Here is a 9,273-nt window from a genome sequence, read left to right as displayed (position 1 = left end):
AGGCGTCGGTCACCGAGGGGGCCTGGAGCAGGTTGGCCCAGGTACCGGACTGCCAGGGCAGACCCGACCGGAAGCCGATGGGCAGCGGGGCGCCGGCATCCGTGCCCACCACCGCCGAGTCGAAGGCGATGAACGTACCGGGTGACCGGGTGCTGTGCTGTCCGGTGTTGACAACCGCGGCCGTGTGGAACTCGGTCTGCAGGTTCGTGCCGTGAAAGAGCACAATGGAGGTCGGGGCCGGAGCATACGTGTCAATCGTGGTGGGCTGGCCGCCGTCGATGCTGATCGAGGCGATGCCACCGTTAGGGTGGCCGACGCCGTTGATCGTAATTTCGGTGCCCGTGAAACGGATCGTGGCGACTGCGCCACGATCGTAGGTGAAATGGTAGCTTCCGTCCAGGCTACCGGCGAGGCAGTTGGTACACGGCGACCAGTTGTCGCCCGCATAGTTCACCTGCCCGGCCCCGGTGCCGATGGCGGTGTCCGCGATGATGGTCGTGGTGATCTGCGCGGAAGCGACACCCATGTGCAGCGTCGCAAACGCCAGCAGGGCGGCGGCCGCGACAGCGAACCCTCGCCATGCCCGCCGAAACGAACGATACCCGGACCTCTGGGCAGGAGATCCCATGCTCGGTTTATTCCATCTCCGAGATGGGTGAGACTGGTCCTTATCTGTCCTCGAATAATGACTTGGTGGTCGCATTTTCGACCCTTCGCCGTCAATTTTTGATTTCCACCTAGACGGGCCGACAGTAGCATTGCTGCCTGTGTCGATCGCGAATTTCAAGCGTTGCCGAAAAGCGTTTCTGCAAAACTGAAAAAATCGTACTCGAAACGGAGGATTCGAGGAACAGCCAAGTGGAATCGCCTGGTCTCGGGCAGCAGGGGCGCTACCGCCGATACCCAGGGCATCGGCAAATTTTCTGGTTGGCAATGTAGGTTCATGACGCCGGTGGCGGATGATCCGGATGGCCTGCGCGGCGGGTGGAAGTCGAGGTCGGCGCGGACCTCGGTGGCTTTCAGGGTACGGGTCACGAGGCGGCCGTGGTCACGGTCGGTCGTGCATACCCGGGTGGTGACCTTGGCCAGGTCAGGTCAGGTCAGGGCTGTGAGCTGGGCGTGGAGCGTCGACTGGTTCGCTTTCGCGGTTGGGAAGCAGCGCGCGCCGCGTGCGACGAGCCAGGTGGCGGTGTCGCGTTGGGTGTGCAGGGCGTCGGCGGTGACCACCGTGCCGGTCAGGTCGAGGGTGACGAGCAGATACTGGCCGGGGGTGTCGCCTGCACGCGTGCCCCGCAGGGTTCTTCCGTTGACCGCGATGCGTCGGCGCTGGCCGAGGGCCGGGCTGCTCGCCCGGGCGGCCCACACTTCCAGAGCAGTGTCCGGGGCAGCTGCGTCGAGCAGGGCGAACACCCGGCGCAACGTCGTGGCGTCCGGGATCCACATGATCCCCAGCGCGGACCAGACGGTGTCGCCGGCGTCCGCGGATCCCCCGCTCAGCCTGCGGGCGTCGGGCCCCGAGATCGGACTGTCGCCGGAGGAGGGCGAGCCGGCAGATCGAGAGAGCCGGAATCGCATGGCCTGGGAGGGCAGGGGCAGGGCATCAGGCGGCTTGCCGCTTCGAAAGGCCAGTCGTCAGTGTTCGTGCACCAGATCATGGCGGGCGAAGCGAAGCGGAAGGCGACGAAGCGGCTTGGGGTCACCCCCGCAACGGCGCCGCGCCTCGCTCCCGACCTATGCGGGCGCTCATGAGCGGACGAACGGGATCGGCTCATCGCGGCGGGCATCGACTGAGCGTTGCGACGGGCTGTGTCATCCGTGCGCGATCCACAGCCAAACTTGATCTCCACGAGACAACCAGGCAATCCGAACATCTGTTCAGAATGCCTGGTTGGGGGCGGAGGCTCCGGGATTTGAACCCGGGAGGGGGTTGAAGCCCCCAACCGCATTAGCAGTGCGGCGCCATAGACCGGACTAGGCGAAGCCTCCCAACGTGCTCGCTCATCATAGCGTCCCGTACGGCGGTGCTGGCAGGGTGGGTACCGGTCGGCGGGCGCGGCCTGAATCACAACCCCGGCGCGGCGCCCGCGGTGTCGGCGATGCCGGCGAGATCGGCGAGATCGGCGTCGTCGGCGGCCACCTCGGCGCCGAGCGCGCGCAGCACCGCTCGGGCGATCTCGCCCTGGCGGGCCGGGTCGGTGACCGGGCCGCCGTCGGCCTCCCGCAGGTAGAAGGCGTCGACGACGTCCAGGCCGAGGGTGGCGACGATGGCGGTGCCGACGTCGAGTCGAAGCTCGGACAGCGCCCGCACGATGCGGAACAGCACTCCGGCCTGATCGGGGGCGCGCACCTCCGCGACCGTGGCGGTGCCCAGGTCGTCGAAGCTCACCTGCGGCGGCCCGGGGGTCGTCCACTGCCGCACGCCGGCGTAGTCACGTTCCCGGTCGGCCAGCCGGCGGGCGATGTCCAGGGTTCCGCCCAGGGCGGCCCGCAGGTCGGCGAGCAGCTTGTCCCGCTCGGGCAGATATCCGTGCTGGGTGGCGACCGCGGCCTGCAGCAGGGCGCGACCGTCCGCGCTGCGCGCCGAGGCCCGGCGGATGTCGAGCCGGTTGAGCGCCAGCACACCGGCGGTGACGGCCAGCAGGCCGACCTGGTCGTCGGTGACCACCACGATCTCGAACATCCCCTCGTCAGGCAGGGGGTTGACCTGGATGACGTGCTCGGGTGTCAGCGCGAGCAGCGCACGCTGGCGTTCGTCGAGCCGGGGTGGGCAGGGGACGCTCTGTCCACCGAGCAGTGCCCGGGCCCGGGCCACCAGATCCCCGATCAGCCGCGCCTTCCAGGCGTTCCAGGCGGTCGGCCCGGTGGCCCGGGAGTCCGCCTCGGTCAGCAGGTGCAGCAGGGTGAGGATGCGTTCGCTGCCCGCCGCGCCGGCCACAGCCTCGATCGTCGCGAGATCGTCGATGTCGCGTCGGGTGGCGGACTCGCCGAGCAGCAGATGGTGGCGGATCATGGCGATGAGGACGTCGACGTCCGCGGGGGGCAGGCCCAGCCGCGGCCCGATCCGGCGGACCTGCTCGATGCCCGCGTCGGTGTGGTCGCCGGGATACCCCTTGCCGATGTCGTGCAGCAACGCGCCGAGCAGCAGCAGGTCGGGTCGGTCCACGTCCCGGGTGAAGGCGGCGGCGCGCGCGGCCGTCTCGATCAGATGCCGGTCGACGGTGAAGCGATGGTAGGGATTGCGCTGCGGACGGCTACGTACCGCGGCCCACTCGGGCAGCAGACGCACCAGCAGGCCGACCTGGTCCAGGGTCTCCAGGACGCCGATCGCGGCCGGCCCGGTGGCCAGCAGCGCGACCAGCGAGTCGCGCGCGGCCGGGGGCCAGGGGTCCGGCATGGACGGCGCCTCGCGGGCCAGCCGGTCCACGGCGAAGCGTCCCATCGGAACTCCGGTGCGGGCGGCGGCGGCCGCCACCCGCAGGACCAGCGCCGGGTCCTTCGTCGGATCGATGTCCAGGGCGAGCTGGATCTCGCCGTCCTGCTCGACCACACCCTCGTCGAGGGGGCGGCGGACCGGCCGGCGGCTGCGCCAGCGTGACGTGCTGCGCAGGCCGGCCGCGGTGCGGTACCAGGTGGCGTCCCAGGCCCAGGAGATGGTCCGCCCGGCGTCGGCGACCGCGTGCGCCAGCGCCATCGAGTCCGGATAGTCCAGTGCGGTGGCGACCGCGGTGCCGTCCTGCAGCAGCAGTCGGTCCTGCGCGCGGCCGGCGTTGATCCGGCGGATCTCACCGCGGACGTCGAGCAGTACCTCGGCGGCGGCCAGCACCCGGGCGGAGGGGACCTCGGCGACCCAGGCGGCGGCGAGGGCGTGCAGGGCGGCGAGGTCACGCAGACCGCCGCGGGACTCCTTGACGTCGGGTTCGAGCAGGAACGCGACCTCGCCGAGCTGGTCGGCTCGCTCGGCCACGGCGGCGGCCAACTCCGGCAGCCGCTTGGGGGCTCGGGTGCGCCACCGGTCGCGGGCCCGGCGGGCCAGCGTGCGGACCAGCTCGTCGTCCCCGGCTATCCGGCGGACGTCGAGCAGCCCGAGGGCGGCCTTCAGGTCGTCGTCGGCCACCGCGATCGCCTCGTCGACGGTGCGCACGCTGTGGTCGAGGCCGATGCCGGCATCCCACAGCGGGTACCAGACGGCGTCGGCGACGGCGCTGACATCCGACCGACTGCCGTCGTGCAGAAGTACCAGGTCAAGGTCGCTGCCGAAGGCCGGCTGGCAGCGTCCGTAGCCACCGACGGCCAGCAGGGCGATGCCGGGCCCGGGATCGCCCAACAGCTCACGGAGCACATCGTCGGCCAGCTCGGTGAGCAGACCGCGCAGCTCGGCGCCGCGTTGTTCGGGCAGCGGGTCGTGGCGACCGCGCAGGATCTCCAGACGATCCTGATCCGGCATGGCTGTCCTCCTCCGCACCCGCGGTGCGTTCGGCCGACGGGAGGTTCCGGACTCGCCGGACACATGGCGCGGCACCGCGTCAGATCTCACGCGGTGCCGCCACCTGTGCTGTTCGTACCGGTGCTGTGCGGTGGTGCCGGTGGTGCCTTGCGCTGCCTGTGGTGCCGTCGCGCGGACTACAGGGCGTCGCTTCCGCGCTCCCCGGTGCGGACCCGCACGACCGAGTCGACCGGGACGACCCAGACCTTGCCGTCACCGATCTTGCCAGTCTGAGCGGCCGCGGTGATCGCCGCGACCAGCTCGTCGGCGGACTCGTCCGCCACCACGACCTCGACCTTGATCTTCGGTACGAAGTCGACCTTGTACTCCGCACCGCGGTAGACCTCGGTGTGGCCCTTCTGTCGACCGTAGCCCTGGACCTCGGAGATCGTCAGGCCGTGCACGCCCAGCTTCTCCAGGGCGGCCTTGACGTCGTCGACCTTGAACGGCTTGATGATGGCGGTGACGAGCTTGGTCATGCCTGGGCCTCCTCGGGCACCTTGACCGGCGTCACGGAGGAGGTCAGCGAGCCGCCGCCTCCGATGGAGGAGTAACGGTAGGCCGTCTCCCCGTGCAGGGCCTCGTCCATACCGGTGACCTGGTCATCGTCGCTCAACCGCAGGCCGATCGTGTACTTGATCGCCAGCGCGATGATCAGCGTGACCGCGGCGGAGTAACCGAGCGTCGCGCCGACGGCGAGCGCCTGCTCACCGAGGACGCTCCACGGGCCGCCGTAGAACAGGCCGTCCTTGCCCGCCGAGTTGGTGTCCACCGTGGCGAACAGACCGGTCAGCAGCGCACCGAGCACACCGCCGACCAGGTGGACGGCGCCGACGTCGAGCGAGTCGTCGATGCCGACCTTGCCCTTGATCGAGGTGGCCAGGGCGCAGATGACGCCGGCGAGACCGCCGACCGCGATCGAGCCCATCGGCGAGACGAAACCACAGGCCGGCGTGATGGCGACCAGACCGGCGACCGCACCGGAAGCCGCGCCGAGCGTGGTGGCCTTGCCGTCACGCAGCCGCTCCACGGCGAGCCAGCCAAGGATGGCCACACCGGTCGCGATCTGCGTGTTGAGCAGGGCGAAGCCGGCGAGCTTGTTCGCCGCCAGCGCCGAACCCGCGTTGAACCCGAACCAGCCGACCCACAGGATGCCGGTGCCGAGCAGGACGAAGGGCACGTTGTGCGGGCGGAAGTCACCCTTGGGCCAGCCGGTCCGCCGGCCCAGCACCACGGCCAGCACGATGGCCGCGATACCGGCGTTGGCGTGGACGACCGTGCCGCCGGCGAAGTCCATCGCGCCGCGCTTGTACAGCCAGCCGTTCGTCGCCCACACCCAGTGCGCGATGGGCGAGTAGACCAGCAGTGACCACAGGGTCACGAACACCGCGAACGCGCTGAACTTCATCCGGTCGGCGATGGAGCCGGTGATGAGCGCCGGGGTGATGATCGCGAACATCATCTGGAAGGCGACGAACACCACGTACGGGATGGCGCCGTCCCCGCTGCTGAGGTTCTGCAGCGCCGTGAAGTGGAAGCCGCCCCAGAACCCGTTACCTTCGCCGAACGCCAGGCTGAAGCCCACAAGCGACCAGACGAGGGTGATGATGCCGATGACGAAGAAGTTCTGCATGATCATGCCGAGGACGTTCTTCGCGCGGACCATGCCGCCGTAGAAAAATGCCAGCCCGGGCGTCATGAACAGCACGATCGCGGAACTTATGAGCATCCACGCTGTATCGCCCGAATTCAATTCCATGTCTCTCCTGTCGTCCCCCCGCGCGTTGCGCGGACTGCGCTCACCCGGTCCCCCGCCACGCTGCGCTTGTCCCGGATCCTCGGGGCGAAGATTCGGCAGGATCTGTTCCGTACCTGTGTCTCCGCTGTTTCTGACGTGTGAATTCGCTAAATTGGGCGCCTAGTGGCCCGTTTTGGCGGCCTTACGGTGGGGGTGCGGAGACTCTCCGCCCGGATTCGCGCTCTTCCGTGACTGTACAACTGCCCACAGTTACGGTCCCGCGGTGTGAGCAGCGTCCCTACGGAGGGCTGGCATACCGCTGGCGAACCGTTTCCCAAGGCCCGCCATTCTCACGCCGCCACCCGGCGCGCACGCGCCTTCCGAGGTGGACGGCCCGACGTCCCACCGCCGGTTCCACCCCCGGTTGACCCGGACCCCACCAAAGTGGTGCGGCCGATACCAGGGCCAGCAAAAACGGCTGTTCCAAGAATGCTCACACCACCACCGACGGGGGCATATGCCCAGATGGACCGTGCTAAGAGCAATGCGGCTCGCGGGGCCTGGCCGGTGGCGCTGGGGCTCACCGGCCTCCTGCTGGCCGGCCCGACCACGCTGGTGGGCTCGGCTGGCGTGGCATGGGCGAACCCGGCCGAGAGCTCCTCGACCGACCTGGCCGGAGTCCAGGCCGAGATCGACGAGGCAAGCGCCGAGCTGGACGCCCAGGCCCAGCAGGCGGCCCAGGCCGCCGAACAGTTCAACGCCGAGCGGATCAGGCTCGCGGCCGCGGAGCAGGCCGCGGCGGCCGCGGCGGCCCGCGTGGTCCGCGCCGACCAGGCGGTGCGGGCGGCCTCGGACCGGCACCGGGGTCTGGCCGTCTCCGCCGGTCGGGCCGGCGGCTTCAGCGAGCTGTCCCTGCTGTTCAGCGGGGATCTGCAACATGCCCTCGACCGGGTCGGCGCGGTCAACGCGCTGGCCACCCGCCAGCGTCTGGCCGACACATCCCTGCGCTTGGCGCGCCGCGACCTCACCGGGGCCCGCCACGACGCGGACGCGGCCCTCGCGGACAAGAAGGAGATCGTCGCGGATCTCGGCCGGCGCAAGCAGTCACTCGAGGCCTCAGCCGATTCCCAACGTCAGCTGTTGGACCGGCTCCAGGCTCGCTACGCCGAGCTCAGGCGGCAGGCCCTGGCCAGAGCCGAAGCGGCCCGTCGAGCCCGCCAGGCGGCGGCCGCGGCCGCCGCGGCCGCCCTCGCCCGACAGGCGCAGGAAGCGCAGAGCCGCTATCAGCAGGCCGTGGGAATCGCGGCGACCGCTGGCCGGAGCTTCGCCGCCACGCCGATCACCGCGGCACCCCCGCAGGCGCCGTTGGGCAGCGGCGGCGCCGCGGTCGCTGTCCAGGAGGCCTACGCGCAGCTCGGCAAGCCCTATGTGTGGGGCGCGGATGGTCCTGGAACCTTCGACTGCTCCGGGCTCTCCCAGTGGGTGTGGCGCAAGGCCGGGGTGTCGCTGAGCCACTACACCGGTTCGCAGTGGAACGAGGGCAAGCGCGTCGGCCGAGCCGAGCTGATACCAGGTGACCTGGTCTTCTTCAACGAGGATCTGGACCATGTGGGGATCTACGTGGGGGGCGGCCAGATGATCGACGCCCCACACACCGGCGCTGTCGTCCGGGTGGAGCCGATCTGGCCGAGTTTCCAGGGGGGCGTGCGTCCGGGCGCCTGACCTGGTGGCGCGCGGCCCGGAACCGGGCCTGTCGGACCTGCGCTCCTCGCGGAGCCAGCGGCCGACAGGCCCCCGGGTTCAGCGGTCGACGTAGACCAGTGCGGCGGTGCTGCGGCTGATCTCCGCGTCGGCCTGACCGTTGGGGTTCACGATGCGCACGAGGTCGCCGCGAGAGCCCGGCAGCACCTGGGCCCCCGGCACGATGGCCGCGTCCTGCAGCCGACGCATGGCGGACTCGTCGGTCTGCAGCCGCTCGGAGATCCAGCTCACCGTGACCGGCGGGCCGCCGTCGGCGGGTGCCCGGTCGGCCGTGGTCAGCAGGCTGACCGGAGCGATCCCCGGAACCACCGCCTCGGGGTGGAGCGAGGGCGGGATCTCGTTACCGAACGGGCAGCGCTTCGGGTCACCCAGCAGCACGGTGAGCCGCGCCTCGACCTCGTCGGAGATGACGTGCTCCCAGCGGCAGGCCTCGTTGTGCACCAGCGCCCAGTCGAGCCCGATGACCTTGGTGAGCAGGAGCTCGGCCAGGCGGTGCTTGCGCATGACCGCGGTCGCTCGCTGCAACCCCTTCTCGGTGAACTGAACCGTACGATCGTCGGCGAGGGACACCAGGCCCTCGTTGGCCATGCGAGCGGTCGACTCGCTGGCGGCAGGCGCGCTGACGTGCAGTCGCTCCACAAGGCGCGCGCGTAGCGGGGGGATGCCCTCTTCCCTCAGCTCGTACAAGGTACGGAGGTACATCTCGGTACTGTCGATGAGTCCAGTCACCGCTCTCCTTCGTCATCTCCAGAGTACGCCGCGTCCGGAGCACGCAAGGGCCAGGTGTCCCGCGTGTGCCGTGTCTGTAGGCCGTGGGCCCGAAACCTCGCCGGTGGCCGGCGACCGCGACGGGGCTCGGCACTAGAATCGCCTCATGAGCACGACTCAGATCGCACCCGAGACGTCCGACACCAGGACGGACGAGGGCGACGACCACTCCCACTACGCCCGCCGTGAGGAGATCGTCCGCGCCTCCATCGAGGGCGGACGGGTCACGGCGCTGTGCGGCTACAAGTTCGAGCCGGTGCGGGACCCTTCCCGGTTTCCCATCTGTCCGAAGTGCAAGGAGCTCGTCGAGATGGCCCAGCAGTTCGGCTGACGGTCGGCCTGCCGGCGTCTGGGCCGGTCGTAGTCGTACGATCGGCACCGGCCGGGCTCAGCGGCGATCGCTGCCCGCCCCGCGCGCCCCAGTAGCTCAGTGGATAGAGCGACCGCCTCCTAAGCGGTAGGCCGTAGGTCCGATTCCTACCTGGGGCACATCGGGTCGCTGACCAGGCCAGGACCGTACTAA

8 protein-coding genes, 2 tRNA genes and 1 pseudogene are annotated in these 9,273 nt (G+C 70.0%); 3 read left to right on the top strand and 8 right to left on the bottom strand.

Annotation, left to right across the window (positions count from 1 at the left end; genetic code table 11):
* The 7 genes and pseudogenes from MXD61_RS04965 to MXD61_RS04935 form a co-directional block, all read right to left on the bottom strand.
* A pseudogene (locus MXD61_RS04965) lies at positions 1–526 on the bottom strand (hypothetical protein); the annotation flags it as partial.
* A gap of 257 nt (positions 527–783) precedes the next feature.
* A complete protein-coding gene (locus MXD61_RS04960; protein ID WP_248811671.1) occupies positions 784–1,035 on the bottom strand; it encodes a hypothetical protein in 252 nt (83 codons plus the stop codon).
* Between the two features lie 60 nt (positions 1,036–1,095).
* The gene (locus tag MXD61_RS04955; protein ID WP_248811670.1) at positions 1,096–1,443 is read right to left on the bottom strand and encodes a hypothetical protein; all 348 of its coding nucleotides are present in this window, start codon (positions 1,441–1,443) and stop codon (positions 1,096–1,098) included.
* Between the two features lie 452 nt (positions 1,444–1,895).
* A tRNA-Ser gene (locus MXD61_RS04950) sits at positions 1,896–1,986 on the bottom strand.
* A gap of 76 nt (positions 1,987–2,062) precedes the next feature.
* Entirely contained in the window at positions 2,063–4,444 is a 2,382-nt protein-coding gene (locus tag MXD61_RS04945; protein WP_248811669.1) for a [protein-PII] uridylyltransferase, read from the bottom strand.
* Between the two features lie 176 nt (positions 4,445–4,620).
* On the bottom strand, positions 4,621–4,962 hold the full coding sequence (locus MXD61_RS04940; protein ID WP_163548172.1) for a P-II family nitrogen regulator: 342 nt from the start codon (positions 4,960–4,962) through the stop codon (positions 4,621–4,623).
* Positions 4,959–6,212: an ammonium transporter gene (locus tag MXD61_RS04935; RefSeq protein ID WP_244957082.1), complete on the bottom strand. Its 1,254-nt coding sequence runs from the start codon at positions 6,210–6,212 to the stop codon at positions 4,959–4,961. Before MXD61_RS04935 ends, MXD61_RS04940 begins: the two co-directional genes overlap by 4 nt.
* A gap of 534 nt (positions 6,213–6,746) precedes the next feature.
* On the opposite strand from MXD61_RS04935, the gene MXD61_RS04930 reads away from it, so the two are divergent.
* Entirely contained in the window at positions 6,747–7,943 is a 1,197-nt protein-coding gene (locus tag MXD61_RS04930) for a C40 family peptidase (RefSeq protein ID WP_248811668.1), read from the top strand.
* A 78-nt stretch (positions 7,944–8,021) separates the two neighbouring features.
* On the opposite strand, the gene MXD61_RS04925 is transcribed toward MXD61_RS04930, so the two are convergent.
* Positions 8,022–8,711, bottom strand: a complete 690-nt coding sequence (locus tag MXD61_RS04925; protein ID WP_248811667.1) for a metal-dependent transcriptional regulator — start codon at positions 8,709–8,711, stop codon at positions 8,022–8,024.
* Positions 8,712–8,856: 145 nt separating this feature from the next.
* On the opposite strand from MXD61_RS04925, the gene MXD61_RS04920 reads away from it, so the two are divergent.
* Together MXD61_RS04920 and MXD61_RS04915 are read left to right on the top strand one after the other, a co-directional pair.
* Positions 8,857–9,081: a DUF3039 domain-containing protein gene (locus MXD61_RS04920; RefSeq protein ID WP_011602139.1), complete on the top strand. Its 225-nt coding sequence runs from the start codon at positions 8,857–8,859 to the stop codon at positions 9,079–9,081.
* Between the two features lie 85 nt (positions 9,082–9,166).
* A tRNA-Arg gene (locus tag MXD61_RS04915) sits at positions 9,167–9,239 on the top strand.
* Positions 9,240–9,273: the final 34 nt, after the last annotated feature.

Origin of the sequence: Frankia sp. AgPm24 (assembly GCF_023243055.1) — a bacterium.
Lineage (GTDB): Bacteria > Actinomycetota > Actinomycetes > Frankiales > Frankiaceae > Frankia > Frankia umida.
The sequence above is the reverse complement of the archived record's forward strand: the minus strand, read 5'-3'. Positions and strand labels throughout refer to the sequence as shown.

Excerpts from the sequence above, each read along its gene's own strand:
- MXD61_RS04955 (WP_248811670.1), bottom strand. The coding sequence starts at position 1,443 with ATGTGGATCCCGGACGCCACGACGTTGCGCCGGGTGTTCGCCCTGCTC.
- MXD61_RS04945 (WP_248811669.1), bottom strand. The coding sequence starts at position 4,444 with ATGCCGGATCAGGATCGTCTGGAGATCCTGCGCGGTCGCCACGACCCG.
- MXD61_RS04940 (WP_163548172.1), bottom strand. The coding sequence starts at position 4,962 with ATGACCAAGCTCGTCACCGCCATCATCAAGCCGTTCAAGGTCGACGAC.
- MXD61_RS04935 (WP_244957082.1), bottom strand. The coding sequence starts at position 6,212 with ATGCTCATAAGTTCCGCGATCGTGCTGTTCATGACGCCCGGGCTGGCA.
- MXD61_RS04930 (WP_248811668.1), top strand. The coding sequence starts at position 6,747 with ATGGACCGTGCTAAGAGCAATGCGGCTCGCGGGGCCTGGCCGGTGGCG.
- MXD61_RS04920 (WP_011602139.1), top strand. The coding sequence starts at position 8,857 with ATGAGCACGACTCAGATCGCACCCGAGACGTCCGACACCAGGACGGAC.